The organism is Salmonella sp. SAL04157, from assembly GCF_046551635.1.
In the GTDB taxonomy this organism is placed as follows: domain Bacteria; phylum Pseudomonadota; class Gammaproteobacteria; order Enterobacterales; family Enterobacteriaceae; genus Salmonella; species Salmonella enterica.
Map to the genome: position 1 here is coordinate 100,388 of NZ_JBGDVS010000010.1, position 17,646 is coordinate 118,033.

Below are 17,646 nucleotides of genomic sequence, written 5' to 3' on the forward strand. Positions count from 1 at the left end.
TTAGCGCAAGAATTCATGTTTAGCGAGGAGGGGGGAAAGTCGTTCATAAAAGCGCACAGCCTGATATCTGAGAGTGTTTAACTCCCTCAGAAAGCTAATGTTCGACTATTATTGATGGATTATGCCAGGCATGAGGAGAATAGAATGAAGCAACAGACCAACCGAAATCGTCGTTGGGTTTTGGCCTCGCGTCCCCACGGCGCGCCGCAGATGGATAACTTCCGCCTCGAAGAAGATGACGTCGCGACGCCCGGTGAAGGGCAGGTGCTATTGCGTACCGTTTTTTTATCACTCGACCCTTATATGCGTGGCCGCATGAGCGATGAACCCTCTTATGCGCCGCCTGTTGAACCTGGCTGCGTTATGGTTGGCGGTACGGTTAGTCGCGTTGTCGCGTCAAACCATCCTGATTACCGACCAGACGAATGGGTGTTGAGTTACAATGGTTGGCAGGATTATGACATTTCAGATGGCGAAGGGTTGGTAAAGCTGGGTGATAATCCGCAACATCCTTCCTGGTCGCTGGGTATTTTAGGAATGCCGGGGTTTACCGCCTATATGGGGTTATTGGATATCGGCCAGCCGAAAGAGGGCGAAACGCTGGTTGTCGCCGCCGCCACCGGCCCCGTAGGCGCAACGGTTGGGCAAATTGGCAAGCTGAAGGGCTGCCGGGTCGTGGGTATTGCTGGCGGCGCGGAAAAGTGCCGTCATGCGACAGACGTTTTGGGATTTGATCTGTGCCTTGATCATCACGCTGATAATTTCCCACAACAGCTTGCTCGGGCCTGCCCGCAGGGTATCGATATCTATTATGAGAATGTCGGTGGTAAAGTCTTTGACGCCGTCTTACCGCTACTGAATACGTCGGCGCGGATTCCGCTCTGCGGTCTGGTCAGCGGCTACAATGCGACAGCGTTGCCGGACGGTCCAGACAGACTGCCTCTGCTGATGGCGACATTACTTAAAAAGCGTATTCGTCTGCAAGGTTTTATCATCAACCAGGACTATGGTCACCGGATACATGAGTTTCAGCAAGAAATGGGGCGTTGGATCAAAGAAGGGAAAATACATTACCGGGAGCAGATTACTGATGGGCTGGAAAATGCGCCAGAAGCATTTATGGGGCTGCTGGCGGGGAAGAACTTTGGCAAAGTCGTGATACGTTTAGCGGACGATGCGTAAAGAAAAAATGGCGGCATTATGTCGCCATAAAAATGTGCAAATTTTAAAATTCCGGCTTTACTTATATTCATCATTCAGATCGCGGTGGGGCAGCTTATCTCCCTCAGCGGCCTGAACCGGTCAAAAATCTCGATACATGAAGGAATGACGGAGATAAAACGGTTGCCATAAAGAAACCTGTATTGTTGTAAAAGATGAGAATATCACGCAAGTAAATTATCACTTTTATTTATTTGGCCGTTCAGGCCTGGATTATCTTTTTTACAATTAAGTTCCGAAACTTCTTCGGGACTCGATTGCGATGTTGTTCTGCCAAGAGGTGAAGGAAGGAAAATGCCGGGTACGGAAAAAACACAACATATAAGCCTGACCACACAGGTTGAAAATCGGTTAAAGCATCAATTGTCTATTGGCGCATTAAAACCAGGCGCAAGGCTTATCACTAAAAATATCGCTCAAGAGTTAGGCGTCAGTATTACGCCGGTGCGTGAGGCCCTGTTAAGGCTGGTCTCTTCCAGTGCTTTGGCGGTGGCGCCAGCACAGGCGTTTATGGTGCCGGAGATCTCGCTGGAAAGTTTGCTGGAAATTAATACGATTCGTACTGCCCTGGAGGAGATGGCGGTGGTCGCCGCTGCGGGTAAGATTACTCCGGATCGCGAGCAGACACTGAATGCGCTATTAGATGAATTTCAACAGGCGCTGGAAAGTGGCGTTATGGAGAAAATTCTTTTGGCCAACCGCGCATTCCGCTTTGAGATCTACCACTACGCGGATATGCCAACGCTGTATGCCATGATCGAGCAATTATGGGTACGCCTGGGGCCAAGCCTGCATTTTTTATATGATAATTTTAAACTTGATGATTATCAAAACGGCGTTAATCTGTACAGAAAATTGCTTAATGCGTTAGTGACTGGTGATAAAGAAGCCAGTCGCCACTGCCTACAGAACGTTTTGCAACAAAACGTAGCGACGATTAAAAATCAGTACTTCATGTAACCTTCATGAAACTATGACTTATCAATAGCGGGGATTCCCCGCTATTGCCGGATATTTGCCGGATATTTATTCAAATTGCCATGCCAGATTAATCCCCACGCCATAGTTACGCCCTGGCGCTGGCTCATAATATCGGCCATTAGATTCATTAACGATCACTGAACCGATATATTCTTTATCAAATAGATTATCTACCCGCCCAAAAATATCGACGGTAAGCTGACTGTAATTAAATTTATACCCTGTATTTAGTCCAACAACGGTATACGAAGGCGCTTTGGCGGTATTTTCATCATTGGCCATGATATCGCCCATATAGCGAACGTCTGTTCCGGCGTACCACCCCTCATCCGGGATAAAACCTAATGAGGCGAATCCCATATTACGGGCGATGCCGGGCATCCGGTTTCCATCACAGTTTTGCCCCTGACAAACGTTACTGCGATAGGTCGCATCCAGCCAGGTCCATGATGCTTTCACCCGCCAGTCGCCGGCGAAGCGCTGGTCCAACGAGAGTTCTGCGCCCTGGCGGCGTGTTTTACCCGCGTTTTTGTAGGTAGTGCGTCCTCCCATACTACTGGCGACAACAATTTCATCATCGGTATCGGTTTGAAATAACGCGGCGGTCAACAAGCCGTTGCCAATCCGCGTTTTACTGCCGACTTCCACCGTATCATTGGTCGACGGTTTGAGGTCAAAGTTGAACCCGCTTTGGCCGTCAGCGCGATAAGAAAGCTCATTGATAGTGGGAGTTTCAAATCCGCGACCGGCAGCAAGATAGAGATTCCAGGCGTCAGTTAACGCATATTTTAGCGATCCGGCGGGTAGCCAGTGGTGATAGCTGGCGTCGCCGCTGTCATCGCCATTGCCGGGCGCGATATAGTGATCGTTAGAATCGAACCACACGGAACTGTAGCGCACGCCAGCATCCAGCGAGAGTTTTTGCGTAAGCTGCCACTGGGTTTGCAGATAAGGATCGACATTCCACATCAGGTTACGTTCATCCCGGCGTAAATCGCCTTTATGCCCGAACTCAGGGGTGCCGTTGTTGAGACGGAAGTTATTGTAACCCTTGCGGTTTTCGCTCATATTTTCATAATTTAATCCGCCAGTGAAGGTGACCGGCACACCTAATTCTCCCCGGTGAGTCCAGCGGGAATCAATGCCCTGATAGTGACGTTGCAGTGTAATTACGCCGCCAGCCTGGGCCGGTTTTAGCTGTGCCACCAGGGGAATAGACTGGTATTGCGTGGTTTCCCGCTCTCCGGCGTAGGCCATCACGCTGATATCATCCTGCGCGCTGAGCTGACGTTCATAACGCAATCCTGCCTGAGTTTGTTTGATGGTTTTACGCGTATTGTACTGTTCAGCGCGCGGCGCCTGTTGCGGATCGGCTTTCCATTCAGATTCGGTAAGTCCGCCGGGATCGTCCGCCTTAATGTCCACACTATTAAAAATCAGCGAGAGTTTACTGACATCGTCAAGGCGAACGCCCAGTTTGGCATTAGCCAGATTTTTTCGCGCACCGCTGTGATCGCGGTAGCCGTGGGTGGTGAAACGGGTAGTCGATACCGTGTAATCCACGTCGCCTGGCTGTGTGCCGTCACCCATCGCGCCCGTGGCTTTTAGCCCATAGCGCCAGCTTCCATAACTGCCGTAGTAGCTGCTGGCCTCAAGGGTAGGCGGCTGTTTGCCGGTTTCGGTGGTGACATTTATCACGCCGCCGGAAGCATTGCCGTATAGCGCTGAGAAAGGGCCGCGTAACACTTCAACGTCTTGTATGCTGTTAATATCAATATTCGAAATCTGGCCTTGCCCATCCGGCATGGTGGCGGGAATGCCATCAACATACAGACGAATGCCGCGCACGCCAAAGGCGGAACGCGAGCCAAATCCGCGGATAGAGATTTGCAGATCCTGCGCGTAGTTCTGCCGGTTCTGCACTTGCAATCCCGGGACGCTGGTTAAAGACTCAGATAAATTGACGCGCGGCGTCGCCAGACGCATGTCTTCTCCCTCAATGACGCTAACGGCGGCAGGTGTATCCAGTTCGGATACGGTTTGCGGCGTTGCGGTGACTATCATGGTTTGTTCATTGGGCGCGCTGGCGGCCTGAAGAACCGGGGAGAAGGTCAGAGGCAATAAGAGGGCGGGATAAAGTCGCTGTCTAACGGAAATAATTTTCATGAAAATGCCGGATAAATGTAAGCGTATCAACGGAAAACGTGACATTAAGGGTAGTCAATATGTAAAGTTTTGAAATTTTAATCGCACATTAAGTTAAGAAAATGTGCGGTATTTAAGAGCCATGACATTCGCAGGCGAGGAAAAGCTCCACTTTCTGATAAATAATGATTATTATTCTCAACTTATAATAAGTGCGGAACGAAGATCCCGCGCAGCGAAGTAGTGTGAAGCAGCTATACACGTTTTTATCAAAGGGAGTCGTCATGCACTTACGTCATCTTTTTTCGCCGCGCCTGCGTGGTTCTTTATTGTTAGGTTCGCTCCTCGTCGCATCCTCATTTAGCACGCTGGCGGCGGAAGACATGCTGCGTAAAGCGGTAGGCAAAGGCGCTTATGAGATGGCCTGGAGTCAGCAAGAAAACGCGCTCTGGCTGGCTACATCGCAAAGCCGTAAACTGGATAAAGGCGGCGTAGTTTATCGTCTCGACCCGGTGACGCTGGAAATCACGCAAGCGATTCATAACGATCTCAAGCCGTTCGGCGCCACCATCAATGCCGCGACCCAAACGCTGTGGTTTGGCAATACCATTAACAGCGCTGTTACCGCAATTGATGCCAAAACGGGTGATGTAAAAGGTCGTCTGGTACTTGATGCGCGCAAACGTACTGAAGAGGTTCGTCCGTTACAGCCCCGTGAGCTGGTTGCCGATGCGGCGACCAACACGATCTACATTAGCGGTGTTGGTAAAGAGAGTGCTATTTGGGTAGTGGATGGCGAAACCATCAAACTGAAAACGACGATCGAAAATACCGGCAAAATGAGTACGGGTCTGGCGCTCGACAGTAAAGCGCAACGCCTGTACACCACCAATGCGGATGGTGAATTTATCACCATCGATACCGCCAGCAATAAAATTCTCAGTCGTAAGAAGTTGCTGGATGACGGTAAAGAACACTTCTTTATTAACCTGAGTCTCGATACCGCAGGTCATCGCGCGTTTATCACCGACTCGAAGGCGACTGAGGTTCTGGTTGTCGATACCCGTAATGGCAATATTCTTGCCAAAATCGCGGCGCCTGCTTCTTTGGCCGTCCTGTTTAACCCGACACGTAACGAGGCGTATGTGACACATCGTCAGGCAGGGCAGGTCAGCGTGATCGATGCGAAGACCTATAACGTTGTTAAAACGTTCGATACGCCGACGTACCCGAATAGCCTGGCGCTATCGGCAGACGGTAAAACGCTCTACGTCAGCGTGAAGCAGAAATCGACACGTGAACAGGAAGCGACGCAGCCGGATGATGTTATTCGCATTGCTCTGTAAATAGGGTATGGAGGGGGAAACCCCTCCAGTCATCTCTTTAAACGCACCGATACGCCTCGTTACACCCCGCCGATAGCCTGATGATTCTGTGAGAATTACACTGCCTTTTTGCTGTAGTTAACTCATTATATTCACGAGGAAAATATGAAAAGGTTATTTATATGCTCTGGTTTGGGCATGATGTTTTTTATGCTTGCGGGTTGCACAACCAACTATGTGATGACGACGAAGAATGGGCAAACGATCGTAACTCAGGGTAAGCCGCAGTTAGATAAAGAGACGGGAATGACCAGTTATACCGATCAGGAAGGCAACCAGCGGGAAATTAACAGCAATGATGTGGCGCAGTTGATTAAGGCTGACTAAGCATTGGGCGCGATGCGGTGTTGGCGGCAACGCGCATTAAACCCGGCAGGCCTGGGGCTGCCGGGGAAGGGTAATGTTATGTCGCTGCTTCTTCTTTCAATACGACACTCTCTGTCGAATCCGCCGTCACTGGCGCAGTGCGATGGATCTCCGCCACACGACGTCGCACGCCAAACCAGCCGGCGACCAGCAGAATGGCGATCAGCGGCAACGAGGCGATAGTGTAAGTTCCATTCGGGTAGTCAAACGCCATGAGTACCAGCACGCTTAGTAAAAACAGCAGTGTTAGCCAGGAGGTAAAAGGCGCGCCGGGCAGTTTAAAACTGACGTCTGCGGCTTTGCCTTCTTTTATCGCCTGGCGTAAACGCATCTGGCACACCATGATAAACGCCCACGACGCGATAATGCCGAGCGAGGCAAAATTAAGAACGATCTCAAACACGCGGGAGGGAACCAGGTAATTCAGGAATACGCCGACCACGTAAACCACCAGAGTCGCCAGAATACCCGCATAGGGCACATGCTGACGGCTCATTTTCGCCATGAATTTCGGCGCGGAACCCCCCATCGACATTGAACGTAAAATTCTCCCCGTACAGTAAAGCCCCGAGTTCAGGCTGGAAAGCGCGGCGGTTAACACCACGATATTCATAATACTGCCGATATAAGGCACGCCAAGTTTAGAAAAGAAGGTGACAAACGGACTTTGCCCCGCCTGATAGGCGTTCCACGGCAGCAGCAAAACCAGCAATACGACCGATCCTACATAGAAAAGACCAATACGCCAGATCACGCTATTGATGGCTTTTGGCACCATCGTCTGTGGATCTTTGCACTCCCCAGCGGCGGTACCGACCAGTTCAATCGACGCAAAAGCGAACACCACGCCCTGAATCAGTACCAGCGCGGGCAACAGGCCGTGCGGGAAAAAGCCGCCATTATCTGTAATCAGGTGAAAACCGGTGGCATTACCCTCAAGCGGTTGACCGGTACCGAGAAAAATCGTGCCTACCACCAGGAAGATAACAATGGCGAGTACTTTTATCAGCGCGAACCAGAACTCCATTTCGGCAAACCATTTTACGCCGATCATGTTCATGGTACCGACAATGGTTAACGCGCCGAGCGCGAACACCCATTGCGGAACGTCGCCAAATGCGCCCCAGTAGTGCATATATAACGCCACTGCGGTGATATCGACGATCCCGGTCATCGCCCAGTTAATAAAGTACATCCAGCCTGCGACGTAGGCCGCTTTTTCACCCAAAAATTCACGGGCGTAGGAGACGAAGCTCCCGCTGGAAGGGCGATGCAATACCAGTTCGCCCAGCGCGCGTAAAATGAAAAAAGAAAAAATGCCGCATATCAGATAGACCAGCGCCAGTGCCGGTCCGGCCATTTGCAATCGGGCGCCTGCACCTAAAAATAAACCGGTGCCAATCGCGCCGCCGATAGCAATCATCTGAACCTGACGATTCCCCATCGCTTTGTGATACCCCTCTTCATGGGCGTTCAGCCAGCGTCGTTTCGCCGCATGTTGTTCTGCGGCGTGCGTAGTCTGTGTTTTCATTACGTTACCTGTTATAGCCTGTCCTGACAGAAAAATTCCTTATGCCGCGACGGGCGCTCACCAATCGATTGCCTGCAATGGCGAATGCCGCTTTTCCCTGATTCTGTGACAGGGATAAAACCGCCGGCGGAGCATCCTACCTGCAATTGTTAAATGACGCAAAACATACGGAAAGAACAAAATGAGAATGTCGAGTTTATTTGTGTGGTCAGATGTGGTGCGGTGTGGTCACGATTCAGCCAGATAAGACGCCAGCACAAATCCGTAGTGATTGCGTTGCACAATAATTAATCAGCGCTAATCACTGGTGGGATTTATGGTCATAGATATAACCTCGAACGGTAAACTACCTGACGATATTGCAGCAGCATAAGATAAGGCCGTTGCGCCTGTTATTCTCATTTTCTCCTGAAAATATATGCCTTTGAGCAATTTTGTTGATTGACATATCGTCATAATGAGAGAGGAGTAGGACATATAAAGCTATTGAGCAAAATTTGAAGGAGCAGGATATGCCACATACATCAGTTTCTACCTATGCCAGAGCTTTATCAGGAAATAAGCTACCTCATGTTGCTGCAGGAGATTACGAAAATAAATTATCAACAAAAATCATGAAAGGCATCTTGTATGTGCTTACAGCAGGATTAGCCTACGGATTTACAAGAGTAATTGAACATTATTGCAATGTTACGCCTAAAGTTGAGGAGTTCTGTGCCAATGCAGGGACTATCCATAATCACCTTGCAGATGCTGTACGTGATGAACAATTTATTATAGATGTCGAGCTTTCTGATGGTCGGATGTTAACATTCGAACAACTCTCGCTGATGGCTGGACGTGAGCCAATCGTCAGGATATCGGATGGCGAACATACCGTAGAGGTTAAGGGGTCCTTTGAAGATATTTGTATGAGACTGGAAGAGGGCTTTTTTGAAGCGCCAGCGTACTATCATTATGATATTGATGAAAAATATAAAACCGTCAGAGAGCGAATAGCAGAATATAATGCCTTACCTCAGGCATTAGGCGCCATTCCGAGTTTAGAACATTATATCGCTCGGGCCAGCGACATGCAGGAGGCGAAAGTGCAATGGGCGGCCGACATAAAAGATCGTTACCATAACTATTTGGACAAGTATTAAAAAGCGTTTATGTTTAGCCAGTTTTGTTAGAAATCAGACTCGCTGAGCTGGCGTTAAAAATTTTAACACGCCGCTATTTTGGCGGCGTGTCGCAAAGAGATTCTCAGAACCCGATTTCCGTTTGTACGCCAAAATTCCACGTACCTCCGGCGGCTGTAGCCGGCCTGTCTTATTTTTTCAAAAGTATCCAACGCTATTCCACGGATAGGGTATCCTGTTGCGCAGCGATATCCGCCTCAGCCTGTGTGCCGAACGCAAGCATTAATGTTAATGGAAGCCTCAGATGACCTCTTTTTTACATGCTTATTTTACGCGATTACATTGTCAGCCGTTGGGGGTTCCTACGGTTGAAGCGCTCAGAACGCTTCACTTAGCGCACAACTGCGCGATTCCTTTTGAAAATCTGGATGTTCTACTGCCTCGTGAAATACAGCTCGATGAGACGGCATTAGAGGAGAAACTGCTTTATGCCCGACGCGGTGGATACTGTTTTGAACTGAATGGCCTGTTTGAACGCGCGTTACGCGACATCGGTTTTAACGTCCGAAGCTTATTGGGGCGGGTCATTCTGTCTCATCCCGCCAGTTTACCGCCGCGCACGCACCGTTTGCTGCTGGTTGATGTTGAGAATGAGCAGTGGATCGCGGACGTGGGGTTTGGCGGCCAAACGCTAACCGCGCCGCTTCGTCTGCAGGCTGAAATTGCCCAGCAAACGCCGCATGGCGAATACCGCCTGATGCAGGAGGGGAGCACATGGATTTTACAATTCCGCCACCATGAGCACTGGCAGTCGATGTACTGTTTTGATCTGGCGGTGCAGCAGCAGAGCGATCATGTGATGGGCAATTTCTGGTCGGCTCACTGGCCGCAATCCCATTTTCGTCATCATTTGTTGATGTGCCGCCATTTGCCTGATGGCGGCAAGCTGACATTAACGAATTTCCACTTCACGCGTTACCACCAGGGACATGCCGTTGAACAGGTCAATGTACCGGATGTACCGTCGTTGTATCAGTTACTTCAGCAGCAGTTTGGTCTCGGCGTAAATGATGTAAAGCACGGTTTTACCGAGGCGGAGCTGGCCGCGGTAATGGCTGCATTTGATACCCATCCGGAGGCGGGAAAATAGTTTTTTGCCGCGAGGATTTGCGGGCCTGACAAAGATTAAAAAGTAATGGCCCATTCGGCATGAAACAGAATGACCGCCTGGCCGGAGATGGTGACGTTTTCCGGCTCGTTATCGCGAATGGTGACGGTAACATCAACAGTACCCTCTTTGCCTAAAGCGCGCCCCTGATGGCCTTGAATCTGCAGCGTTTTACCGTCATGCGCCATCAGGCCATGATGGACGAGCCATGCCCCCATCGGGCCATTGGCGTTTCCCGTTACCGGATCTTCCACAATCCCTATCGCCGGGGAAAACATTCGCCCATCGGTTTCGTTTTCTCCCGGACGAATCTGGAAAGGAAAAAAGCCGTTACAGCCAATTTGCTGGCTGATTGCCGTCAGGGCTGCCAGATTCGGAGAAAGGGCATCAATATCAACGTCTGGTTTGAGCAGGATCATCACTTTTGCATGTCCTGTTGAAGCCACCTGAATAGGCGCTCCCGGCACGATATCATCTTCAGTCAGGTTTAGTGCGGTGATGATGGCAGCCCGAATCTCTCCGACTAGCGGTGGTTCAAAAGAGGGCTGACCTTGTTCCAGCGTGATGCGATAGTCGTTGTGTTCGGCATGAATTTCAACGCGATGACGGCCCGCTAACGAGGTTTGCCAGACGGTGGTGTTTCCCAACCCCAGTACCGTTGCCCGAACATAATGCGCGGCCACGGTGGCATGACCACAGATGGGGACTTCTACTGTCGGTGTAAAGTAGCGTATGTGCACATCACTCTCTTCGCTTTTTAGCAAAAAGGCGGTTTCCGAGTGACGAAGTTCACGGGCAATCAGCTGCATCTGCGCGTCGCTTAGCGTATCCGCATGTAAGACAACGCCAGCAGAGTTGCCGCGAAAGGGTTCGCTGGTGAAGGCGTCAACATGGTAAATCTGCGGTTTCATTGATGTTCTCCTTTGGCTGAAGAATCATCATAGCCTGTGCGTTGCCGAATGACGACGCCCAGGCGTTTTTCTTTGCCCGGTAAGCGTACCCCCGGGCAAAGAGAATTAGCGGCGGGTACGAACAATCTGGTAGCGACGGGTGAAATACTCAAACGGCGCGCTCCAGACATGAACCAGGCGGGTAAACGGGAAGAGCAGGAAAATAGTCATTCCCAGCACCAGATGAACGCGGAAAACAAACGCCACACCGCTCAGCATTTCCGAAGACCCGCCGCGGAAGGTGACAATACTTTGCGCCCAGCCCACCAACTTCATCATTTCGCTGCCATCCGGATATTGCGCCGAAAACGGAATGGTGCTCAGGCCAAGCAGGCACTGAATCAGCAAAATGCTCATGATGATAATATCTGGTGTAGTGGATGTCGCCCGCACACGCTGATTGGTCAGACGACGCCACAGTAATCCCGCGCCGCCGATCAACGTTAATACGCCGCACACGCCGCCGAGGATCATCGCCATCTGCTGTTTTACCGCAATCGGCAGGAACCAGGCATACATCCAGTGTGGCGTCAGCATCCCAAACAGATGGCCAAAAAAGATCCCCAGAATGCCAATATGGAACAGATTCGACCATATCACCATCCCACGCTTATCCAGCATCTGGCTGGACGACGCGCGCCAGGTATATTGTCCGTAGTCATAGCGCAGCCAACTGCCGAGGAAGAATACCGTGGCGCAAATATAGGGGTAGATGTCGTAAAAAAAGACGTTCAGGTACTGTATCATTTCGGGCCTCCCGCGCTGACGTCGACGTACTGCGGCGCCGCGTCCTGGCTAAAGCGTCGTTGATAATGGTGTAACGGTGAACTGTCACAGGTCGTGGCGTTATCTTCGATAAACTTCACCTGCTCTTCTTCCCAGACGGCGTCCAGTGCCTGACGGGTATCATCCCGCGATTCCTGAACAATCTGCTTGGTGACACTGTCACTTGTAAGCGTACTGCCCGCCAGCGTCAGCAGGGCGTCAAACAGTTGATACCACGGCGCTCCTCGCTGTTTCAGACGACCGCCCAGCAGCGCCAGAATAGGGGCAATATTCTGTAATCCCTCGCGCGCTTCCGCTTCCGGCAACACGCTTAAGTACTCCAGATAGAGCGGCAGGTGATCCGGTAGTTCGCGGCAGTTGAGCTGCAGGCCCACGGTTTCATACTGGCTTAACAAATCGACCATCGCCTGGCCGCGATCGCGGGACTCCGCATGAACATGCTCGAATAACAGCAATGAAGTGGCGCGCCCGCGGTCAAACACTTCGCACCATTCTGCTTGTTTATCCAGTAACGGCGCATAAAGCAGCTCGCGAGTGAAGTCGGTCAGCATTGGCGCATCGTGTTGGATAAGGGCAAGCGCTTCATCCCGACATTCCCACAACTCGTCGTCCGGATATTCCATCAACAGGCCAATCGCTTTGAGGATTTGCATTATTCCCCCTCCGCTTTATCACGCACTTCGGTGATATTGATGGCATCAATACGGCTACTGTTGAACAGGTTGAATTTAGTATCCGAGCCGTGACAACCGTCGCCAAAAGTAAAGCCGCAGCCGTTGCGCTCCGGAAAGGCGTCGCGCGCCATTTCCCGGTGGCTGGTGGGAATGACAAAACGATCTTCATAATTGGCAATCGCCAGGTAGCGATACATCTCTTCAACCTGTTGTACGCTCAGACCCACTTCGTCAATCGCGCGGGTATCCGTCACGCCTTCAACCGTCTGCGAGCGCATGTAGTGGCGCATCGCCATCATCCGCTTTAGCGCCCGAATGACCGGGCCGGTATCGCCCGCGCTGAGCATATTGGCCAGGTACTGGACCGGAATACGCAGCGTTTCCACCGCCGGCAGAATATTGCCATTGTGCGGCAACCCGCCCGCGTCAGCGTATGACTGTATGGGCGACAGCGGCGGTACGTACCAGACCATCGGCAGGGTACGGTATTCCGGGTGCAGCGGAAGCGCCAGCTTCCAGTCCATCGCCATTTTGTACACCGGCGACCGTTGGGCGGCGTCGATGACGTTTTGCGGGATGCCCTGTTTAAGCGCCTCTTCGATGACCGCCGGATCGTGCGGATCGAGAAACACATCGCACTGACGTTCATACAAATCTGTCTCGTGTTCGGTACTGGCCGCTTCTTCAATCCTGTCGGCGTCGTAGAGCAGAACGCCAAGATAACGGATGCGCCCGACGCAGGTTTCCGAACAAACGGTCGGCTGGCCGGATTCAATACGCGGATAGCAAAATATGCATTTCTCAGACTTGCCGCTCTTCCAGTTAAAGTAGATTTTTTTGTACGGACAGCCGCTGATACACAAACGCCAGCCCCGGCATTTATCCTGGTCGATTAGCACGATGCCGTCTTCTTCACGCTTATAAATAGCGCCACTTGGGCAGGTGGCGACACAACTGGGGTTCAGGCAGTGTTCGCACAGGCGCGGCAGGTACATCATGAAGGTGTTTTCGAACTGACCGTACATCTCCTTTTGTATGTTGTCGAAGTTACGGTCGCGGGCGCGTTTTTCAAACTCGCCGCCGAGCAGCTCTTCCCAGTTTGGCCCCCAGATCACCTTGTCCATCCGTTTTCCGTCAATCAGTGAACGAGGGCGGGCAGTGGGCTGATGCTTACTCTCCGGCGCATTATGTAAATGCTGATAATCGAAGGTAAAGGGTTCATAGTAATCATCGATTTGCGGAATCACCGGGTTGGCGAAAATTTTGCTAATTACCCCCATTTTGCCGCCCAGACGGGGCCTTATCTTGCCATTAACATCACGAACCCAACCGCCTTGCCACTCCTGCTGGTCTTCCCAGTTTTTGGGATAGCCGATGCCCGGTTTAGTTTCGACGTTATTGAACCATGCGTATTCCATCCCTTCACGTCCGGTCCAGACGTTTTTACAGGTGACGGAGCAGGTGTGACAGCCAATACATTTATCGAGATTCAGTACCATCCCAACCTGTGAGCGTATTTTCATTTTTTCGCCTCCTGTACCTGATCCCGGCCCTCATCATCCAGCCAGTTAATGTTTTTCATCTTCCTGATCATGATGAATTCATCGCGATTCGAACCCACGGTTCCGTAATAGTTGAAGCCGTAAGCCAGTTGCGCATAGCCGCCGATCATATGCGTCGGTTTTGGACAGACCCGGGTCACGGAGTTATGGATCCCGCCGCGCATCCCGGTCACTTCCGAACCCGGAATGTTCATAATCCGCTCCTGGGCGTGGTACATCATGGTCATACCCGGCGGAACGCGCTGGCTGACCACCGCACGAGCGGAAAGAGCGCCATTAGCGTTGAAGGCTTCAATCCAGTCGTTATCTTCAATACCCAATTCACGGGCATCGGCTTCGCTAATCCAGACAATCGGCCCGCCGCGCGACAAGGTCAGCATCAGCAGGTTTTCGCTGTAGGTGGAGTGAATTCCCCATTTCTGGTGCGGCGTCAGGAAGTTAAGCGCTTTTTCCGGGAAACCGTTGGGCGGAATTTCTCGCATTTCGCTGACGCTGCGGGTATCAATCGGCGGACGATATGCCACCAGGCTTTCGCCAAAAGCGCGCATCCACGCATGATCCTGATAGAGTTGTTGCCGCCCCGACAACGTGCGCCACGGGATCAGTTCATGTACGTTGGTATATCCGGCGTTATAAGAGACATGCTCGCTTTCCAGTCCTGACCAGGTCGGGCTGGAGATAATTTTGCGTGGTTGCGCCTGGATATCACGAAAGCGAATTTTCTCATCTTCTTTATTGATGGCCAGATGGGTGTGCTCGCGCCCGGTCATCTCGCCCAGCGCCTGCCAGGCTTTCACCGCCACCTGGCCGTTAGTTTCCGGCGCTAAGGCAAGAATCACTTCCGAAGCATCCAGCGCGGTGTCGATCCGCGGACGTCCTTTCGCCGGACCATCGTGTTTGGTGTAATTGAGCTTACCGAGGAAATCGACTTCATCTTGCGTATTCCAGGCAATCCCCTTACCGCCGTTGCCTAATTTATCCAGCAGGGGACCCAGCGAGGTAAAACGTTCATAGGTGGCCGGATAATCGCGTTCAACCACGACGATATTGGGGGCGGTTTTTCCCGGAATAAGTTCGCACTCGCCTTTACGCCAGTCGAGAATATCAAATGGCTGCGCCAGTTCCGCCGGGGAATCATGCTGGAGCGGGTGTAACACCACATCGGTTTCCTGTCCGAGGTGTCCGACACACACCTCAGAAAAGACGCTGGCGATACCTTTGTAGATTTCCCAGTCGCTTTTGGATTCCCAGGCAGGATCGACCGCGGCGGAAAGGGGGTGGATAAACGGATGCATATCCGAGGTATTCATATCGTCTTTTTCATACCAGGTGGCGGTCGGCAAAACGATATCGGAAAACAGACAGGTACTGGACATACGGAAATCAAGCGTGACCAACAGATCGAGCTTGCCCTCAATCGCGGCGGACTGCCATTCCACCTCTTCAGGCTTAATTCCTTCGCTGGAACCCAGCGCTTCGCCCTGGATACCGCTGTCGGTGCCCAGCAGATATTTGAGCATGTACTCATGACCTTTCCCGGAGGAGCCGAGCAGGTTAGAGCGCCAGACAAATAAATTTCGCGGGTGATTATGACCACTGTCAGGCTGTTCGCAGGCAAAACGGATAGCGCCTGATTTCAACGCCTGCACGGTATAATCCGCCGCAGACAGCCCGGCTTTATCGGCGCTCGCTTTCACGCTGAGCGGGTTAAGATTAAGCTGCGGTGCCGAGGGTAGCCAGCCCATACGTTCCGCGCGCACGTTGAAATCGATCAGGTGTCCGGAAAATTTAGCCGGATCGGCCAACGGCGACAGCAACTCTTGCGCAGTCAGTTTTTCATAGCGCCACTGGCTGGCATGGTTGTAGAAAAACGAGGTACTGTTCATCTGACGCGGCGGGCGATTCCAGTCCAGCGCGAAGGCCAGCGGCAGCCAGCCGGTTTGCGGCCGCAGCTTCTCCTGGCCGACATAGTGCGCCCAGCCGCCGCCAGTTTGTCCAACACAGCCGCAGAACACCAGCATGTTAATCATCCCACGGTAATTCATATCCATGTGATACCAGTGATTCACTCCCGCGCCGAGGATGATCATCGAACGACCGTGAGTTTTATGAGCGGTCTCGGCAAATTCACGCGCAATAGTTTCGATATGTCGACGCGGCACGCCGGTAATCTGTTCGCCCCAGGCCGGCGTGTAGGCTTTTACGTCGTTATAATTATTGGCGCTATGGCAGTCATCCAGACCACGATCCAGCCCATAATTGGCCAGCACCAGATCGTAAACGCTGACGACCATCCGCTCGCTACCGTCCGCCAGAGCCAGGCGTTTCACCGGTAACTGACGTACCAGCACCGGTTCCTGCCGCACGCTGCGAAAATGTGGGTTTTCGTTACCGCCAAAATAGGGGAAGGCGACACCCGCCACATCATCATGCTGACCGAGTAAAGAGAGCGACAGTTCAGTTTCGACGCCCGCCGCCACCGCTTCCAGGTTCCATTTTCCCTTTTCGCCCCAGCGAAAACCGATAGAACCATTGGGCGCGACCAGTTCGCCCGTACTGTTGAGCGCGACGGTTTTCCATTCCGGATTATTGGCTTCTCCCAGTCCATCCACCAGATCCGACGCGCGCATCATACGCCCCGGTACATAACTGCCGTCTGCGCGCTCATCCAACAGGACCAGCATTGGCATGTCGGTATAACGGCGGCAATAGTTAAGAAAATAGTCGCTGGGATTATCGAGATGAAACTCTTTCAAAATGACGTGACCCATGGCCATCGCCAGCGCACTGTCTGTACCTTGCTTTGGCGCCAGCCACTGATCGCACAGTTTAGCGACTTCGGAATAGTCCGGGGTGATGGCGATTGTCTTGGTGCCTTTGTAGCGCACTTCGGTAAAGAAGTGGGCGTCCGGGGTACGCGTCTGCGGCACGTTAGAGCCCCAGGCAATAATGTAGGCTGAGTTATACCAGTCGGCGGACTCCGGCACGTCAGTCTGCTCGCCCCAGGTCATTGGAGACGCGGGCGGAAGATCGCAATACCAGTCATAGAAGCTCAGACAAGTACCGCCAAGCAATGACAGATAACGTGTTCCGGCGGCGTAAGAAACCATCGACATTGCTGGAATAGGTGAAAACCCCGCCACACGATCCGGGCCATAGGTTTTGATTGTCCAGACGTTAGCGGCGGCAATGAGCTGATTCAGCTCTTTCCAGTTCGAACGAATAAAGCCGCCATGTCCGCGCACCTGTTTGTAACTTTGGCATTTTTGCGGGTCGTTCATTATCGATTCCCATGCCAGCACCGGATCGCTGTGCCGGGAAAGGGCCTCGCGCCACAGTTCTATCAGCCGCTTACGCACCAGAGGGTATTTCAAACGATTGGCGCTATAGAGATACCAGGAGTAGCTGGCGCCGCGCGGGCAGCCGCGCGGTTCATGGTTTGGTAAATCGGGACGTGTGCGCGGGTAGTCGGTTTGCTGGGTTTCCCACGTCACCAGACCGTTTTTGACATAAATTTTCCAGCTACAGGAGCCCGTGCAGTTGACGCCGTGGGTTGAGCGCACGATCTTATCAAACTGCCAGCGCTGGCGATAACTGTCTTCCCAGTCGCGGTTGGTATGCATCACCTGACCATGGCCGTCGGCAAAGGTATCGCCTTTTTGTTTAAAGTAACGAAAGCGATCCAACAGTTTACTCATGACATTTCTCCTGCTTCGATAAATTTTCCGCCATCCTGTCGATTTGGCGTTAAAC

At 52.0% G+C, this 17,646-nt stretch carries 13 protein-coding genes; 6 read left to right on the top strand and 7 right to left on the bottom strand.

Annotated elements, in window-relative coordinates; genetic code table 11:
- Positions 1-144 precede the first annotated feature (144 nt).
- Together ACLJRE_RS18945 and mcbR are read left to right on the top strand one after the other, a co-directional pair.
- Complete coding sequence (locus tag ACLJRE_RS18945) at positions 145-1,182, top strand: NADP-dependent oxidoreductase (RefSeq protein WP_001543095.1); 1,038 nt, start codon at positions 145-147, stop codon at positions 1,180-1,182.
- A gap of 333 nt (positions 1,183-1,515) precedes the next feature.
- The gene (gene mcbR, locus ACLJRE_RS18950; protein ID WP_001119592.1) at positions 1,516-2,181 is read left to right on the top strand and encodes a colanic acid/biofilm transcriptional regulator McbR; all 666 of its coding nucleotides are present in this window, start codon (positions 1,516-1,518) and stop codon (positions 2,179-2,181) included.
- A 66-nt stretch (positions 2,182-2,247) separates the two neighbouring features.
- Here mcbR and pqqU read toward each other — a convergent pair whose 3' ends face one another.
- The gene (gene pqqU, locus ACLJRE_RS18955; protein ID WP_023212391.1) at positions 2,248-4,368 is read right to left on the bottom strand and encodes a TonB-dependent receptor PqqU; all 2,121 of its coding nucleotides are present in this window, start codon (positions 4,366-4,368) and stop codon (positions 2,248-2,250) included.
- A gap of 263 nt (positions 4,369-4,631) precedes the next feature.
- Between pqqU and ACLJRE_RS18960 the strand changes: the two genes are divergently transcribed.
- Positions 4,632-5,693 (top strand): YncE family protein, encoded by a 1,062-nt coding sequence (locus ACLJRE_RS18960; RefSeq protein WP_000550636.1) that lies wholly within the window; start codon positions 4,632-4,634, stop codon positions 5,691-5,693.
- A 144-nt stretch (positions 5,694-5,837) separates the two neighbouring features.
- Positions 5,838-6,059, top strand: a complete 222-nt coding sequence (locus ACLJRE_RS18965; protein ID WP_000825228.1) for a YgdI/YgdR family lipoprotein — start codon at positions 5,838-5,840, stop codon at positions 6,057-6,059.
- Between the two features lie 76 nt (positions 6,060-6,135).
- On the opposite strand, the gene ansP is transcribed toward ACLJRE_RS18965, so the two are convergent.
- On the bottom strand, positions 6,136-7,629 hold the full coding sequence (gene ansP, locus ACLJRE_RS18970; protein WP_000857112.1) for an L-asparagine permease: 1,494 nt from the start codon (positions 7,627-7,629) through the stop codon (positions 6,136-6,138).
- Positions 7,630-8,141: 512 nt separating this feature from the next.
- Between ansP and steA the strand changes: the two genes are divergently transcribed.
- Positions 8,142-8,774, top strand: coding sequence for a type III secretion system effector SteA (gene steA, locus ACLJRE_RS18975; RefSeq protein ID WP_001629417.1), 633 nt, complete (start codon positions 8,142-8,144; stop codon positions 8,772-8,774).
- Positions 8,775-9,057: 283 nt separating this feature from the next.
- Complete coding sequence (nhoA, locus tag ACLJRE_RS18980; protein WP_000200332.1) at positions 9,058-9,903, top strand: N-hydroxyarylamine O-acetyltransferase; 846 nt, start codon at positions 9,058-9,060, stop codon at positions 9,901-9,903.
- A 35-nt stretch (positions 9,904-9,938) separates the two neighbouring features.
- Here nhoA and ACLJRE_RS18985 read toward each other — a convergent pair whose 3' ends face one another.
- The 5 genes from ACLJRE_RS18985 to ACLJRE_RS19005 form a co-directional block, all read right to left on the bottom strand.
- Entirely contained in the window at positions 9,939-10,832 is an 894-nt protein-coding gene (locus ACLJRE_RS18985) for a PhzF family isomerase (protein WP_000804290.1), read from the bottom strand.
- A 105-nt stretch (positions 10,833-10,937) separates the two neighbouring features.
- Positions 10,938-11,618, bottom strand: coding sequence for a respiratory nitrate reductase subunit gamma (gene narI, locus ACLJRE_RS18990; RefSeq protein WP_000617106.1), 681 nt, complete (start codon positions 11,616-11,618; stop codon positions 10,938-10,940).
- A complete protein-coding gene (gene narW, locus ACLJRE_RS18995) occupies positions 11,615-12,310 on the bottom strand; it encodes a nitrate reductase molybdenum cofactor assembly chaperone (protein WP_001166293.1) in 696 nt (231 codons plus the stop codon). The genes narI and narW overlap by 4 nt, the downstream gene beginning before the upstream one ends.
- Complete coding sequence (gene narH, locus ACLJRE_RS19000; RefSeq protein WP_000702591.1) at positions 12,310-13,854, bottom strand: nitrate reductase subunit beta; 1,545 nt, start codon at positions 13,852-13,854, stop codon at positions 12,310-12,312. Before narH ends, narW begins: the two co-directional genes overlap by 1 nt.
- Complete coding sequence (locus ACLJRE_RS19005) at positions 13,851-17,591, bottom strand: nitrate reductase subunit alpha (protein WP_023212392.1); 3,741 nt, start codon at positions 17,589-17,591, stop codon at positions 13,851-13,853. Before ACLJRE_RS19005 ends, narH begins: the two co-directional genes overlap by 4 nt.
- Positions 17,592-17,646 lie beyond the last annotated feature (55 nt).

What these genes read in the sequence shown, in the direction of transcription:
- ACLJRE_RS18985 (WP_000804290.1), bottom strand. Translation starts at nt 10,832, where the DNA reads ATGAAACCGCAGATTTACCATGTTGACGCCTTCACCAGCGAACCCTTT.
- narI (WP_000617106.1), bottom strand. Translation starts at nt 11,618, where the DNA reads ATGATACAGTACCTGAACGTCTTTTTTTACGACATCTACCCCTATATT.
- ACLJRE_RS18960 (WP_000550636.1), top strand. Translation starts at nt 4,632, where the DNA reads ATGCACTTACGTCATCTTTTTTCGCCGCGCCTGCGTGGTTCTTTATTG.
- steA (WP_001629417.1), top strand. Translation starts at nt 8,142, where the DNA reads ATGCCACATACATCAGTTTCTACCTATGCCAGAGCTTTATCAGGAAAT.
- narH (WP_000702591.1), bottom strand. Translation starts at nt 13,854, where the DNA reads ATGAAAATACGCTCACAGGTTGGGATGGTACTGAATCTCGATAAATGT.
- ACLJRE_RS18945 (WP_001543095.1), top strand. Translation starts at nt 145, where the DNA reads ATGAAGCAACAGACCAACCGAAATCGTCGTTGGGTTTTGGCCTCGCGT.
- ACLJRE_RS18965 (WP_000825228.1), top strand. Translation starts at nt 5,838, where the DNA reads ATGAAAAGGTTATTTATATGCTCTGGTTTGGGCATGATGTTTTTTATG.
- nhoA (WP_000200332.1), top strand. Translation starts at nt 9,058, where the DNA reads ATGACCTCTTTTTTACATGCTTATTTTACGCGATTACATTGTCAGCCG.
- ACLJRE_RS19005 (WP_023212392.1), bottom strand. Translation starts at nt 17,591, where the DNA reads ATGAGTAAACTGTTGGATCGCTTTCGTTACTTTAAACAAAAAGGCGAT.
- narW (WP_001166293.1), bottom strand. Translation starts at nt 12,310, where the DNA reads ATGCAAATCCTCAAAGCGATTGGCCTGTTGATGGAATATCCGGACGAC.
- pqqU (WP_023212391.1), bottom strand. Translation starts at nt 4,368, where the DNA reads ATGAAAATTATTTCCGTTAGACAGCGACTTTATCCCGCCCTCTTATTG.
- ansP (WP_000857112.1), bottom strand. Translation starts at nt 7,629, where the DNA reads ATGAAAACACAGACTACGCACGCCGCAGAACAACATGCGGCGAAACGA.
- mcbR (WP_001119592.1), top strand. Translation starts at nt 1,516, where the DNA reads ATGCCGGGTACGGAAAAAACACAACATATAAGCCTGACCACACAGGTT.